This is a genomic window from Actinopolymorpha alba DSM 45243 (assembly GCF_000373925.1).
GTDB classification, from domain to species: Bacteria; Actinomycetota; Actinomycetes; order Propionibacteriales; family Actinopolymorphaceae; genus Actinopolymorpha; species Actinopolymorpha alba.
On sequence record NZ_KB892765.1, the window covers coordinates 59,520 to 73,529 of the forward strand.

General features: G+C 62.6%; 9 protein-coding genes and 2 pseudogenes. 5 read left to right on the forward strand and 6 right to left on the reverse strand.

Annotated features, from left to right (window positions below; genetic code table 11):
• Positions 1-41 precede the first annotated feature (41 nt).
• The 5 genes from B141_RS42075 to B141_RS0121990 all read right to left on the reverse strand — a co-directional run bounded on the left by B141_RS42075 (position 42) and on the right by B141_RS0121990 (position 7,683).
• Positions 42-1,400 carry a sulfatase family protein gene (locus tag B141_RS42075; RefSeq protein ID WP_169512958.1) on the reverse strand — a complete coding sequence of 453 codons (1,359 nt, stop codon included), beginning with the start codon at positions 1,398-1,400 and terminating at the stop codon, positions 42-44.
• A 27-nt stretch (positions 1,401-1,427) separates the two neighbouring features.
• Positions 1,428-2,624 (reverse strand): sulfatase-like hydrolase/transferase, encoded by a 1,197-nt coding sequence (locus B141_RS42080; RefSeq protein ID WP_020577347.1) that lies wholly within the window; start codon positions 2,622-2,624, stop codon positions 1,428-1,430.
• A 23-nt stretch (positions 2,625-2,647) separates the two neighbouring features.
• Positions 2,648-4,798 (reverse strand): ABC transporter substrate-binding protein, encoded by a 2,151-nt coding sequence (locus B141_RS0121980; protein WP_026257458.1) that lies wholly within the window; start codon positions 4,796-4,798, stop codon positions 2,648-2,650.
• A gap of 9 nt (positions 4,799-4,807) precedes the next feature.
• Positions 4,808-6,274 (reverse strand): sulfatase family protein, encoded by a 1,467-nt coding sequence (locus B141_RS0121985; RefSeq protein WP_020577349.1) that lies wholly within the window; start codon positions 6,272-6,274, stop codon positions 4,808-4,810.
• Positions 6,275-6,540: 266 nt separating this feature from the next.
• A complete protein-coding gene (locus B141_RS0121990; protein WP_020577350.1) occupies positions 6,541-7,683 on the reverse strand; it encodes a GntR family transcriptional regulator in 1,143 nt (380 codons plus the stop codon).
• 212 nt (positions 7,684-7,895) lie between these two features.
• On the opposite strand from B141_RS0121990, the gene B141_RS0121995 reads away from it, so the two are divergent.
• Entirely contained in the window at positions 7,896-9,080 is a 1,185-nt protein-coding gene (locus B141_RS0121995) for a glycoside hydrolase family 76 protein (protein WP_020577351.1), read from the forward strand.
• Between the two features lie 228 nt (positions 9,081-9,308).
• Positions 9,309-9,455 carry a helix-turn-helix domain-containing protein gene (locus B141_RS52900; RefSeq protein ID WP_020577352.1) on the forward strand — a complete coding sequence of 49 codons (147 nt, stop codon included), beginning with the start codon at positions 9,309-9,311 and terminating at the stop codon, positions 9,453-9,455.
• Between the two features lie 905 nt (positions 9,456-10,360).
• Here B141_RS52900 and B141_RS51580 read toward each other — a convergent pair.
• On the reverse strand, positions 10,361-10,531 hold the full coding sequence (locus B141_RS51580; protein ID WP_020577353.1) for a hypothetical protein: 171 nt from the start codon (positions 10,529-10,531) through the stop codon (positions 10,361-10,363).
• 495 nt (positions 10,532-11,026) lie between these two features.
• On the opposite strand from B141_RS51580, the pseudogene B141_RS52905 reads away from it, so the two are divergent.
• The 3 genes and pseudogenes from B141_RS52905 to B141_RS42090 all read left to right on the forward strand — a co-directional run.
• A pseudogene (locus tag B141_RS52905) lies at positions 11,027-12,115 on the forward strand (zinc-ribbon domain-containing protein); the annotation flags it as partial.
• 141 nt (positions 12,116-12,256) lie between these two features.
• Positions 12,257-12,517 (forward strand): PDDEXK family nuclease, encoded by a 261-nt coding sequence (locus tag B141_RS51585; protein WP_237742769.1) that lies wholly within the window; start codon positions 12,257-12,259, stop codon positions 12,515-12,517.
• 397 nt (positions 12,518-12,914) lie between these two features.
• A pseudogene (locus B141_RS42090) lies at positions 12,915-13,409 on the forward strand (AlbA family DNA-binding domain-containing protein); the annotation flags it as partial.
• Positions 13,410-14,010 lie beyond the last annotated feature (601 nt).

The window sequence follows — 14,010 nt, forward strand, 5'->3', positions numbered from 1 at the left end:
TACCTACCCCAGTCAGGCTCAATGGGAACGAAAGCGAGATGCTAGCCGTATCGACGTGCGCGGTCGGCCTGTAGCGCAGCGTCAAAGTCCTGCAGGCGGCGAACCAGTTGTTGGGTGAGGTCAGGTTGATGCTCTGACAGGTCGTAGCATTCACCCTCGTCTACGCTGAGATCAAAGAGCTGTGGCATCTCGGCGGTAGCAGACCAGCCGACTCTGCCGGGCGTCGGTGGGTTAAGGACTCGTCGGACGTGGACCTTCCACCGCCCGAAGCGCATGGCGTTTAGACTGTTGATGCGGTAGTAGGCGACTGGTTTGGTCTCGACGGGGCGTCCGGACTGGAGTGCTTGCAGGATGCTTGTGCCATCGTATGTGCGTTGAGTGTTGATTGGCACGTTCGCCGCTTCGCAGAAGGTGGGAAGTAGATCGACGACAGAAGCGGGATGTTCGTAGGCCAGCCCCTTCCGCCGCATCATCTCGGGCCACTCGACTATGCACGGTGCGCGCATCCCGCCCTCGTAGGTTTCAAACTTGCGTCCAAGGAACGGGCCGGAGTCACCACTGTCCTGCCACGAGGGGCCGTTGTCGCTGGTGAAGATCACACATGTGTTGTCGCGAAGTCCATTGCGGTCGAGAGCGGCAAGCAGCCTGCCCACGTGGAAGTCGATCTCCTCTACCGAGTCGCCGTAGGCGCCGCCGGCAGACCTACCATGGAACTCGGATGCGATGGGCCCATGCGGCTGCGACGTGGCAAGGTAAAGGAAGAATGGTTCATTGGCGTGCATGTCGATGAACTCGACAGCCTTCTCCGTAAACTCGCGTGTGAGGGAGTCCTGATTGTCTGAGGGTCCCTCAATGGTGCGAACAATTTCCTCGTCGTCGTAGATCGGGACCGGCCACTGGTCGTTGGACCATGGGATCCCGTACCAGCGGTCGAAGCCGTACTGGAACGGATGATAGGTGTTCGGCGTTCCAAGGTGCCACTTGCCGAAGATGCCGCTGGTGTATCCGGCCTCCTTGAGGTACGCCGGGATTAGTGTTTCCTGTGTGTAGGACAGTCCGTCGGAAGCGTCTGGTCCTAGGACATCAGGCAGGTTGACCCGCGGAGCCCACATGCCAGTCATCATCGACGCTCGCGATGGTGTGCAGACTGGGTTACCCGCGTAGAAGCTGGTAAGACGCATGCCGCGCGCGGCCATGCCGTCGAGGACTGGAGTTCGAGTCAGCGGTGCCCCGAAGCAGCTGATGTCGGCATAGCCCATGTCGTCGACGTAGATGACGACAAAGTTCGGCAGTCGCGAACGAGTTGGGATCTGGCGCCTCCCATAGGTTAAGCCAGCGGTGACGGCCAGCACACCTGCGGCGCCGGAAGCAGCGATTATGTCGCGGCGGGTCAGAGGCATTCCTGCACACATCTGAGCGCGGCTCCCTTACCGGTCCGTTGTAGTTGGCGTGGAGAGGCCTGCCTCCGCACTCACGTCAGCTCGGAGTGCCTCGATCCGGCTAGCAAGATCACTCGCAACCTCAGGCTGGAACTCAGTTAGGCTGCAAGACTCTCGGGTGTCGATGGAGACGTCATAAAGCGCCGGCAGCCTTCTCCGGACATCGTTGCCGTAGGCATAGTGCAGCTTCCATCGATCGCTGCGAACGGCGTTGAGCCATCGATTGAAGAACAGGTATACCGGACCCCGAGGAGTGGGCTCGCCGCCTGCCAGCATGCTGGCCATGCTCTCGCCGTCCAGGTCGTTCGGTGGCTGCACGTCTGCCAGCTCCAAGAACGAAGGAACGATGTCTAGCAGTGAGCGGGGCGTCGGGTCCCGTCGCCAGCGACCTCGGCCCTGCCATGAGGCTATGAAGGGGACACGCACACCGCCGTCCATTAGCTCGGGTTTCTTGCCGCGACGACCCTGATTGCTGCCTTCGTAGTAGGGACCATTGTCGCTGGTTAGGACAATGAGCGTGTCGTTCGCTAGCTTTGCCGTCAGCCGGCGAAGGTGATAATCAATGGACTCGACCACATCTCCGTACTTTCCGGCCGCCGACCTGCCACGAAAGGCGACTTCCGGGCTGAAGGGAGCATGCACACCAAGGTGAGCGAGGATGAGCAGGAAGGGAGTTCGCCTGTCCTGGTTATGCAAGAACTGGATGGCCTCATCAGTGATTCGGGCTGCCGCGAACGCGGGGTCGAAGTTCTCCTCCGCGATCGACCCTTGCTTGTACCAGGCAAGCGGGGAAACGTCGGTGCCGTAGAGAGTGCCGCCAAAGTGGTCGAAGCCATGGTCCTGTGGTAACGAGCCGGGCCGGTCACCGAGGCGCCACTGGCCGAAGAGGGCGGTGGAGTACCCGGCGGGCTTCAGAAGTGACGCGATGGTTTGCGCACTGCCAGGCAGCATGAAGTTTTCGCTCGGTGGCAGGTTTGGCCTGTGGGACGCGGGCAGTCGGTAGCGTGCGCCGTAGCGGCCCACCAGAATTCCCGCCCGCGAGGGAGTGTCGGTCGCCGCCGCCGCGTACATCGCATCACATATCGTGCCTTTCCGGGCGAGGCGGTCGATCTCAGGCGTACGGATGAGGCGGCCGTCGTAGGCTGCCAGATCTCCGACGCCTAGGTCATCGACGAGGACTAGCACAAAGTTTGGTCGCATCCTGGGACCTATGCCTGGTGCTGCTCGGGATCGGACCAGAAGTAGCACTCGGGGTCATAGACCGCTGGCGTTGGATGAATCCACGGTCCGGCGAACCCTTCCTGCGNAAGATTCTCCTTCCGTGGGACATTGTTGAGGTCCTTGTTCGCGAGAATGACCAGCGGTGGGTTGGCCACCGAGCCCTGGAAGAACGGTCCGTACTCGATGTGGATCTTGATCATCTCCCACACCATTTGCGTCCGCTTGAGCTCGTCGGGTTCGACCCGGGTCCGGTCATAGATTCGCCACAACTGCTCGACTGGTCCGCCTTCCTCTGGCTCCATTCTGGGTGGCGTTCGCTTGAATGGATCTAGGTCAACCTGCTTGTGCTCGTCTGGCGTACCGCGGACGTTGTACCACTGGCCCTCGAGTGGCGCCCATCTCGTCGATTCGATCGGAACCAGCCATTGCGGGTAAACCAGGTGGTTAGGACCGTCGCCCACGCTCCATGCGCTGTGGGACATGAGAGTGCCTTGGCTCCACTGATCAGGCCAGGCCTCAGGAGCGACGGGGTTCTCGGTCGCGTCGACCCCGATCTCCTCCCAGTACTTGATCAGATAGCTGTTTTTGGTCTTGTGCTCATCTGTTGCGTTAGCGGGGTAGTCGAGACGTATCCGTAGCGGGCTGCCGTCGGGCATTTCGCGCTTGCCGTCTCCATCCTTGTCAACCACGCCGATCTCGTCGAGCAGATCCTGCGCTGCCTTGGCGTCGTGGTTGACTGCCGAATCGCGCCAGGACCGGTATACCTCGCGGCCCTCTTCGCTGACGCTGTACTCCTTGGCCTTAGGGCTCAGCGTGCCGGTGGTTGGCTCACCAGTGTTGAAGTAGATTGACTTCTGAATTTCGGGTCGATTCACAGCGAGCGATAGAGCCTTGCGGAACCGGGGGTCCCGGATGAGCTTGCGGAGTTTCGGGTCCGGATAGTCGTAGTTGAAGAAAAATGCGGATCCGGTGCCTTGTCCGCTGTCCCAGAGGAGAACATCAAGGTTCGACGTCGGTTCTGACTGCTTGAGGGCAGAGACGTCGGCTAGCGAGAGGTAGAAGAAGGGTCCGTGTACGTAGTCGTACGCGCCCCGCTGCATCTGCAGCTTGCCTACCTCTGGATCCTGCACGATTGACATCGTCAGAGTGTCGATATAGGGGAGCTGGTCGCCGTTAGGCATGACGCAGTAGTAGTACGGGTTCCGCTCCCAGACGATGCTCTGGCCCTCCTTGAATCTGGCCAAACGCCATCCCGTCATTGTGGGACAGCCTGGATTTCGCGAGTAGTCGACCTTGCTCTCAAAGACTCCGCCCTGGGTGGCCCAGTCCTCTGGCGCCGACTTGTTGTACCTAGGGTGAAACTGCTTGGCGAAGTGCTTCGGTACCATCCATTTCGGGCCGTTGCCAATCGTGCCGTTGGTCCACATCGCGAGGCGATCGGCTGTCAACGGCGCCGGGGCGTCAAAGGACAGCACCAACGTCACATCGTCAGGGGCCCGGAAGGTTGCCAGAGTTCCCCGGCCGGACTTGCACTCATCCGGCGGAGTGTCAGAGTGCTGCTCGTTAAGAACCAGGTCCTCCCACCAGAACATGATGTCATCGGTGGACCACGGCTGGCCGTCGGACCATTTCAGGCCCTTCCGAAAGTGCAGAGTCCACTCCGATTGGTCTCCGTTCAACTCCCAACTCTCAACCAGGCCTGGCCCGATGTCTAGGCCGTCGTTGAGCCACCGCAGCAGTGAGTGGCCGTAGCAGTACTCCTTGTTGGAGGCATGGATGGCGCCACCAGTGGAGACGTCGCTGATCATCCTTAGCTCGCCGCCGAACTTGCCCGGCTTTACCCACTTGTGTGGTATCACATAGGGATTGGCTGGGAGTCGCTCCTCGATCGGCGGAAGGGCTCCAGCCTCAACCTGGAGCGTCAATTTTGGGGACTCGTTGAACTTGCCTGGCTTGCCAAGGGGCTTGGTTTCGGACCCCTTTGCTCGCCCAACTCTCGAGGATTGGCTGCCCTTCCGAGTCCCCACCGCGCCAGAGGTTTGGTCTCTATCGGAGCACGCATTGAGGATCACTGCTCCGGCAGCCGCGGCAGACCCGTAGAGAAAGGTTCGGCGATCAACTCTTGTAGTTCTGGTCATCGTTACCTCTCACCAGCCGATGTGCTTCATTTGGGAGGCGAAGAAGGCGCGCAGTGACGTGCGCCGGGTGGGATCGTTAGGCGGTAGATTCGGTGCGTCAATCTGGGGGGCGGCCTCGTCGAGGTAGTTTGGACGTGTGTCGAATGCCAGCCAACGGAACAGGTACTCCTGAAGCTGTTGCAGTGGAGTGCGCAGGGCAGGGTCGGCGATGCGATTCGTGGTCTCGTGAGGGTCGCGTACGAGATCAAAGATGGCTGTCTCGGCGGGATTGGTTCCCTGCAGGAGTTTGTGTGTTTCGGTCCGAACCATATAAGTCGGGTGAACGGTGCGACTTTCGGCCAAGACGTGAGTGCGTTTGTGAGAGACGTCTGCCAGGTCGTGTCCGGGAAGTGATGTCGCCGCCTCGCACTCACACGCACCCAGAATGGTCGGCATGAGATCAACCATTGACACCAGATTGTTGTTGGTCTCGCCTCCTCGCACTGAGCGCGGGAACTTCACTAGTAGCGGCACCTTGACGACTGGGTCATACATCGGGCCGGACTTGAGTAACAGATGATGGAAGCCAAGGTATTCGCCGTGATCGGCAGTGAAGATGATGAGAGTGTCATCGTAGAGGCCTCGTGTCCGCAGCTCGTCGAGTAGACGTCCCACCTGGTGGTCAAGCTGCGTGATGGTGGCGTAGTAATGCGCCATCACCTTCTGTAGTGCACGGCGGGTCAGGGTGTTGTACGGGAAATAGCCGTCCTGGTGGCCGCTGTCAGCTGCTGACACATGTTCGGCCCAGCCTGGAAGTGGCGGGAGCGCCTCGGGATCGTAGAGCTGGTCCCACGGGGCTGGTGGATCGAATGGGTGGTGCGGCTTGATAAACGAGACGTGCAGAAGGTGAGCCTCGGTTGCCCACGTACTGAGCGTGCGAAGAGCGCGGTCGGCAATCCACGTCGTTGAGTGAAGTGACTCGGGCAGCTCCGACGTTCGGGCGCCGAAGCTGTTCCAGTAGCCCGGCGGCGCCTCGCGCCGGAACTCGAGCTCCTGGTCGAGAAGATCAGTTACCGGGGTGTAGCCGGCGGCATGAAGATCGCGATGGTAGTCGTCGTCATATCGGCCAGGACCATTCTGCTCGGCCAGTTCCATATGGTCATAGCCGACGTCGAGGTAGGTCGGCGTGAAGTGCATCTTGCCCACGGCAGCGGTGTGATAGCCGGCTCGACGCAGCGCCCTGGGGAAGGTGTCGATGTGGGGTGCCAGCGTGCTGCGGTTGGTACGTCCACCATGCTGGTGAACATAAAGCCCTGAGAGCAGGGAGTACCGAGACGGCGTGCAGACCGGGTAGGTGCAGAAGGCGTTGGGGTACCGTACGGCGTCGGCAGTAAGGCGGTCCAGGTTCGGCGTGCGGACGTGGTGGTTGCCCGCAGCACCGAAACAGTCCCATCGGAACTGATCGGCCTGAATCACCAGTACATTCGTGCGTTCCATTAACTCCAAGTCCCTAGTGGACGGCCGCCCAGTCGACCAAGCGACGGCGGTGCGGCGGGATGGTTCAGTCACCTAGTTCGCCTGATCCCGGGACAGGCCTGACGCCCGACACGTTCACCAGACCTCGACCGACCAGCAGCAGGTTGATATGCCAAAGGCCATGCCAACTGGCACACAATATGTCTATTGACTGCTGAACATGTCAAGAGGCGGCCGCGGGTTGGCCGGCGACGGACGCACAGGCGGTGATGGCATGGCGTCGATGCTCAAGGCTCAGCGGTGAAGGGATCGACAAGGGAGAACGGAATGATCGTCTGCAGCGGTACCTCTTGCCCATCTAGCTGAGCGATGAGCAGATCGACCGCCTGGCGACCCATCGCCCGCTGGTTCTGCTTGATGTGGACGAACGCGGCGGCGGACCGCGACCGTGGAGGCGAGTCAAAGCACGCGACTCTTCGGGCGGGTGTATCGGCTGGATGGGTGTCCTCGAGCACGTCCCGAAGGAGAACCGCGATGTTGTACTCGCATGCAACAAATCCGGTCACGCCTGCTTGACGGGTCAGGAAGTCGCGGATCGCCTCGTGATCGGCTTGCCGGTTCGCCTCTGTTGAGGAGCCCGGCAGGGTCGAGCGGAGTTCGGTGAAACAGGGCGGGGCCGCGGTGATGTCGCGGTCGTGCAACGCGAGTTGGTACCCACGCAGGCGCTCTTCAATGCTGGAGGTGTTCTCCACTGGCGGGGACACGAACGCCACTTCATTGTGGCCGTGCTCCAACAGACGATGGGTCAACGCCCGTGCGGCCGCCACATTGTCGGTATAGACGGCGCAGGCAGGGATCCCCTGAAGGTGCCGGTCGACGACGACCAGCGGCGACCGGTTGAACACCAGCTTGACAAGGCTCGCATTGTAGAACTCCCCGTGGACTGGAAACACGATCAGGCCGTCCGCGACCTCGTTGCCCACGAGGGTTTCGATCGCGCGTTCCTCCACGTCTTGTCGGTCCCGTGTTCGCTTGACGACAAGGTGGTAGCCCAGCTCGTCGCAGCGCTCTTCGATCGCCCAGAGAAGTTCGAGTCCGTATGCCTCGGATGCAGCGGGCAGGACTAGGGCAATGCAGGACGATCTTCGCGACTGTGATCGTCGGCGACGCTCCCTGCTATGCGGGGGCTCCAGCTCGGACGCCCGTTTGGTCACAAATGATCCTTTGCCGCGGCGCCTGTCTAGAACGCCAGCCTCTGCAAGCAACGCAAGGGCCCGCTTGGAGGTGATACGGCTGACCCCGAAGCGCTCGGCAAGCTCCTTCTCCGACGGAACCCGGTCGCCTGCCTTGAGCGTGTCGTTCCGAATCTCGTCGAGGAGATAGTCGTAGATCCGCTCGTAAAGGAACGGATCGGCTACAGGATCATTCACGGTGCAGCTCCCAGGGAGAGGTCGACGGTGATCACAGGATGTGGCAGCAGGCGACGTTGAGCCGGGGGCGTGGCTGTCCTCTGCTGGTCAACCTGGCGATCGAAGCTTGACTTGTTTGCATCCGGCTAAGCATTCTACGCACTAATGATATGTCTAGCTACATACCAAGCGGTCAAAGTTTGTTCCGTCGATCTCACATACCGGAGGATCACGTGAGTCAGCGTGCTGTAATCATCTCGCGGCGCGCCGCAGTGGTCGCAGGTCTCGCTGCGGCAGCCGGTCTCACGACCGTGGCCAGCGCACGCGCCGACTCGGAGCCTGCCCAAGGCGGCAAGTACGCGCGCCGCGCGCAGAGGACATATGGAGCACTGCAGCGCTACTTCTATGACCCGGCTACATCGCTCTACCGTCAGACCTACCCCCGCCAGGGTGTGAACCCGTGGTCGTTCCTCTGGCCCTTCTCCCAGGCCAAGATAGCTACCCAGGTCATGGCTGGCATTCCGGCGATCGGTCGCCGGTACACGGCTGAGGTCGACGACCGATACAACGCGGTCGAGGCTTACTGGAACCCCGACAGCGGCCCCGCCGCCTACGATTCCTACGTTCGTCCGCCGCTGGGCCAGGGCGGCGGGCAGTGGTATGACGACAACGAGTGGATCGGGCTTGGCCTGATGCAGCGTCATTACATGACACCTGGTGGCCACGCAGCCTCGGTGGAGCGGGCGAAGCAGATCTTCGACCTCGTCGTGTTCGGCTGGGACACCGATCCGAGCCACCCCTTCCCTGGAGGTGTCTTCTGGAATCGGTCTCCCACGGCCACGAACCGCAATACCGTCTCTAATGCACCTGGCGCGGAATTGGGTCTGCACCTGTACTTCGAGACCGGGGACGACTACTACCTCGAGTGGGCGCTACGCATGTACGAGTGGGTGCGTGGTTGTCTACTTGCACCGAACGGCTTGTACTGGGACAACGTCAATCTCAGCGGCGTGTTCAGGCTAGACCAGTTCTCCTACAACCAGGGCACGATGATTGGCGCTGGGGTCCTCTTGCACCGCGCGACCGGCGACCGCACCTACCTTGAGCAGGCGCGCGATACGGCCACCCAGGCGCTTGCCTTCTACGCCGAGGATGAGCGTTACTTCGCACAGCCTGCACGGTTCCACGCGATCTTCTTCGCAAACTTGCTGCAGTTGTGGGCGGTGCGGCCGGACCCGGCGTATCGCAAGGCGATGGCCTGGTACGCCGAGGAGTCGCGGGCGCGGTTCCTGGATCCGGAGACTGGGTTGTACCGCTTTACCGGAGAGAACCCGGTGCTACTACTGGAGCAGGCGGGCATGGTACGGATCGAAGGCATGCTGGCCTGGGCGCCCCGCGACTATCCGAAGCTCACCTGAGTGACGACGAGCACCGAGCCCGACCATTCGGCCCCTCACAGAATCCCGTTCCCACCACGCCCCGTCGGTGCGGCGTCGCCATTCGGTGAGGTGGCCGGGCCACCAGCGGCCGTTGAGAAACGTCTTGCACGGTTTGGGTGGGTCCTGCGGTGCGGCCAGATCGGTCGGCGGGCGCGGTGGCACGGTGTTCGTGCCCGCCGGGACTTTGAGACGTTACGGGAAAGGCGTATGCGGGCGGGGCGGATGTTCGCTCAGGGTGCTTGTCAGGTTGATGTGGTGAAGGCGTTGGGGGTCAGCGCGCAGACCGCCTTACGGTGGTACCGGGCCTGGCTTGAGCGGCCGCATACCGTCTTGTTCGGTATCGACCCTAAGTGATTCGCACAGGGGACGTCCGTGTGCGATCTACTCGCATCCGGGCGTCCCTTGTTCGAAACGACGCGGGCACATAAGGCCCGGGTTGATCGTGCACTGCGCGTTCGGTGCACGCTCAACCCGGGGAATGGGACATCATGTGCACAGATCGATGCCTGAGGGCTTCTCAGCCTCTAGGTCAGATGCGCCTGGCCGGCCCGGACACCCACCCGCCACCCGCATACCTAACCTGCGACGACACCCGGGGGGATCCAGCCACGGCGGGCCATCCAGCGGCTGAAGACCGTGTTGGGCACCCTCAAAGGCCGCACGCCGTCTACGTTCGCTCGTCGGTGAATGGCCGCGACGAGCAAGCACACCAGCATCCGCCTCTCGGTCTGGGGCGATGTGTCCGACGCGGCACCTGCTCTACATCGATGTCCCCGAGGACTGCCTGGACCTGCAGGCCACCGTGTTCCGGCTCGACTTCCCTGCTCCCGTGGGGCCGCGTGCCCGACCACACCCACGTGGCGAAGTACGACTACCGCGACATCGAGCTGGTCGCCGGCGAGGATCCTACGCCTACAAGGGAACCGTCGACGTCGCCCGGCCGAGCGTACGTCAGGACAAGCAGGGCGGCTGCGGCCGCTGACACTCATGCAGAACCCTCTAGCACGCCGGGCGAGGATGCGCGGATGAAACACCTCCGACAGCTTGCTCGGGAAGTGGATGCACAGGTAACGCCGCCATCGACGCGAACCGGCCGGTGGTGCTGTCCCTGCGCGTACGCGACGGCTCCCCCGGCTCGGCCGGCCTAGTGCGCGTCGAGGGCTCGGTCGTCAGTCTGGGTGAACCCGCGCAGCTGTGGCCCGTTCGCTGCCGGCGGTACGGCGCTGGCGAGCCGGAGAGTCACAGCACGGACCATGTTTTCATACATGGGGGAAGGCGGTCGGGGCATGAAGGCGATCACGGTGGTTCCCGGCAAGCCGGACCAGGCGCATGTCAGCGATCTTGCCGAGCCCGCGCCAGCTGATGGTGCGCTGCTGGTGGAGGGTCACCTGATAGGGGTCTGCGGCACCGACGCTGGCATCGTTCTGCACGAAGGCTACGGCTGGCCACCGCCCGGCAACGCCTGCTGCGTCTGGGCAAGTTCCCCAGACTCCAGCACCGTGGACGTGATCGCACACCCGATGTCGTCGCCGCGACGATCGCCGAGTTATTCCTCGGCAGGTCGGTTTCACTCGCGCCGACACGAACGCCTGCGACCATCTCCTCCTCGGGGTGTCGCGTGTCATGATCCCCGTATGGCACCCGTCCCGCAGACCTGCTCGTACACCGAGTGCGACGAGCCTGCGGCATACCGGACACGGACGCGCCCAACATGGTGCGACGTACACATCACCGGACTCCTCCGAGAGGGTGGCCTTGAGCCACTGGAGCCGTTTCTCGGGCCGAAGGAGTGGCGGCTGACGCGTTGTCTCGTCTGCGGGTGCGAAACGCACAACCGCTTCGAGCAGACCCTCGAGTGGACTAAGCGAGGGGAACCTGCCTGTCGTGCCTGTTACTGGCGACGATGGGCCAGCGAGACGCGCGAAATGCAAGGCGCGTTCGCCGATCGTGTGCCCGTTGCGGAGCACGAGGCCAAGTCCAAGGCCGAGGCTCACGGTTACGGCTACCTCGGCCCTTTGACTAGCCCCTCGCTCAAGGACGATCCGCATCATGTGAAGTGTGTCCACTGTGGCCGACTCAGTGCCGAACGATTAGGAGACATCGAGTGGGGGTGCAACTGTCAGGTCAATCCATCCCGAGCCGCTCAGACGTCACGTGACCCGAAGTCGAAGAAGAAGGAGCTCCTGAAGGATTCAGCGCTGCCAGTCCTGGACTGGTGGGATCACGTTCGGAACTCCTTGGAGCTGTGGGAGACAACTGTCGTCCGTGCTCGTCGTGAGGTCGCCTGGCTGTGCCCCGACTGCGCTACTGAGTTCTCGGCACGGGTGCTTGACATGATCAACGGGCCGCAGTGCCCACGCTGCGAGCCGGAGAGACGTTCCGCAGCTCGGGCCGAGTATGAGCGGCTCGCACAGACGCCGGTAGCGCAAGTCAGCGAGCTCAGGTTTGCGTGGGCCGACGAAGCCGACCCCAGAAGCGTGATGGTTGCCGGTGGCTTGGAGTTGCGCCGTTTCCGGTGTCCACAGGGTCATCTGCCCCGAGTGACGCCTCTGAGGTACCTCAGGGATGGGTGTCCGGTGTGTCGCGGCCTGGAGACACGTGCTGAGCGGAAGGCGTCGGCCGAAGCCGACCCGACGATGAGCGCGCTGGGCCCAGAGCTCACGTCACAGTGGCATCCCACTCGCAACGCCAACACGAACCTGGCCACGGTGTCCCCTGCGTCCCGGCGTAAGTACTGGTGGCGAGACCCGATCTGTGGTCATGAGTGGCAAGCCTCACCCGCTGAGCGCCAGTACCGACAACGACGTCGCTGCCCGCAGTGCCGCACGATTCTCGACTCGCTGGCCTGGCACTACCCGGAGATCGCTGCCGAGTGGTCCTCCGAAAACCCCGTCAGCGCATGGCACGTTCGCCCAACGGGCAACACGCACTACATTCCCAAGTGGGTCTGTTCCAATGACGCAGCGCACACATGGGAGGCGCCCCTCGCATCGCGCACCGCCGGCTCCGGCTGCCCGGAGTGTCGAGTGGTGGGCAAGTCCCAAATCGAGTTGGCGCACCACCAGGCAGCTAACGCAGCCTTCGGCACGGCCAGTTCAGGACGTCGAATTCGCGATCATGCATTCACACGCGGCGCCCAGTGGATCGTCGACATCGTGGCGAACTTGGCGGACGGGCGGCAACTGGCGATCGAGTACGACGGAGAGTACTGGCACCGCGGCAAGGCAGAGATCGATACGGCCAAGTCCTTAGACCTCTTAGAGGCTGGCTACCTTGTTGCCCGTCTCCGGGAGCATCCACTCCCGGCTCTTCCGGTCGCGCATCCGCACTATGCCGAGTTCACGGTCTTCTCCGCGGCGCCTGACCCTGCCGGATCCATCGATCGGGTGCGCGAGTGGGCGGTCACAGTCCAATAGGGTGCTTCCCTGCGGTGCCCATACGGTTCTCCTTGGCCCCAGGCCTTCGAGGGCCGATGGGCGCAAGACGTCTGCGCAACCGCATGGCAGCCGTACGTGGACCACGAAGACCCCTCCTTCGAGGGTCGACATGCCCTGACGCTTGCCGGCGAGGACTAGGCGGACCTGCCCTATCCCAACCACCCCGAACGTAGGGATGAGTCGCGCCCTGATTGCTACAGAGCTCCCTCCCATTCGCATCACCGAACGGGAAGCGAATGGCGGCGAAGACCTACTAGGGTGGCGCCGTGTCCATACTGTGGTCCCGAACCCATGCGCAGCTCGGTGAAGCTCCTGGTGAGCTCACCTACAAGCACGTTGCCGCAGCAGTCGAGCAGCAAACCCTGAGGCGGAGGACCTTGACTGGAAGCAGGTCCTTCCAGGCAGGGAAGAGAGCGAACGCGAGGAGTTCGCCAAGGATGTCGCCGCAATGGCGAACACCACAGGCGGGCTCCTCGTCTACGGCGTGGTGGAAGACCGCAAAACTGGCAAAGCCGAAGGGATGCGCAGCGTCGACATCTCGGACGCCACCCAACGCCGGCTGCGATCACTGGCCATGACCCGCATCCATCCGCCGGTGCTGGGGCTGGAGATCCTGCCGCTTGCCAGCGCCGACGGGCAGACGGACCTGCTAGTCGTGTTCGTGCCCCAAAGCCCCGACGCGCCACACGTCATCGGTCAGCAAGACCACCTTGGCATTCCCTACAGATATGGCTCGCAGACGACCTGGATGCGCGAACGCGACCTTGAGCGCGCCTACGCTGCCCGGTTCACACGCCGCAGGGACGAACATGCGCGACTCGTCGACATGGAGCTGGCACGCGACGCACTGCCACACCCTGCGACCGGCTGACCGTCCGGCACGCTCAGCGCGGCATGAGCGGGCGGTCTGAAGGGTCGCCATGAAGGTGGCGGTATAACGTGCAACGGCAAAGCGGTCAGTGGCAGGACCTATGACCACTGGCTGTCAATGGGTGGCGGTTGGGATGCCGTTACGACGCCTCTGATAGTCAGCACTCTTTCGCCTCATGCGTGTCGTGTGACAGGACGGATGTCCATCGCTTTACGCCGGTCATCGGGCCCTTGGTACCGAGTAGCTTGCCGCGCCACGTCACGGCGACAGAAGGATCCATCTCCACCTCAGACCGAATTATGAACAGCTGCAAACCGGTGACTAGTACTACAGCCGTAGATCGTGATCTTGCCTGATCGGCCTTGCTGGGTAGGGGCGTTGGGTGTCGGCGGGTCGGTGCGTGACGACGGGCGGCCACCGCTGCATTGTCTGTGTTTGTGAAGACAACAGATGAAGATGCCGCGATGGCCGCTGCGCTCAGCATAGAGGTCGGTCGCTGGGAGTCCGAACTGGGCGAGCTGATGTGCAGAGTTGGTCGCTTGTTCGCCCGTCGAGAGACCCGGCAGACCGCGGCGGACGTGGTGGATGGGCTGCTGGCTGA

Coding starts and splice junctions, on each gene's coding strand:
- B141_RS42075 (WP_169512958.1), bottom strand. CDS start 1,400: ATGCCTCTGACCCGCCGCGACATAATCGCTGCTTCCGGCGCCGCAGGT.
- B141_RS0121985 (WP_020577349.1), bottom strand. CDS start 6,274: ATGGAACGCACGAATGTACTGGTGATTCAGGCCGATCAGTTCCGATGG.
- B141_RS52900 (WP_020577352.1), top strand. CDS start 9,309: ATGCGGGCGGGGCGGATGTTCGCTCAGGGTGCTTGTCAGGTTGATGTG.